The following is a 367-nucleotide window of genomic DNA, read 5'->3' as shown; positions in this document are numbered from 1 at the left end:
TGAAGCCGGTGTCGTAGTGGGCGAGCACATCGCGCAGGGTGGCGGCCGAGCCGTCGTGCATGAAGGGCTCGCGCGTTGCGATGTTGCGTAGCGTCGGAGTCTTGAAGGCGTGCTGCATCACCGGCAGATCGGGCAGGAAGGCGCCGCGCCCGATGTCGGCGCTTTTCAGCCCGATGTCGTGGAAGCTGTCGTCGGTGAAGCGCCAGCCCGAGTGGCAGGCAGCGCAGTTGGCCTTGCCGTTGAACAGGACAAAACCCTGCCTGGCCTGCTCATCGATCGCGGTATCGTCACCGTCGATCCAGCGGTCGAACGGCGCCCTGTTGCTGACGATGGTCCGCTCGAAGGTGGCGAGCGCCTGGGCAATCGC

1 pseudogene is annotated in these 367 nt (G+C 65.9%); it reads right to left on the bottom strand.

The annotated features are described in order from the left end of the window. Positions 1–367 (bottom strand): annotated as a pseudogene (locus N826_RS39340) (hypothetical protein); the annotation flags it as partial.

Source organism: Skermanella aerolata KACC 11604, from assembly GCF_000936425.1.
Taxonomy (GTDB): Bacteria; Pseudomonadota; Alphaproteobacteria; order Azospirillales; family Azospirillaceae; genus Skermanella; species Skermanella aerolata.
The sequence above is the reverse complement of the archived record's forward strand: the minus strand, read 5'-3'. Positions and strand labels throughout refer to the sequence as shown.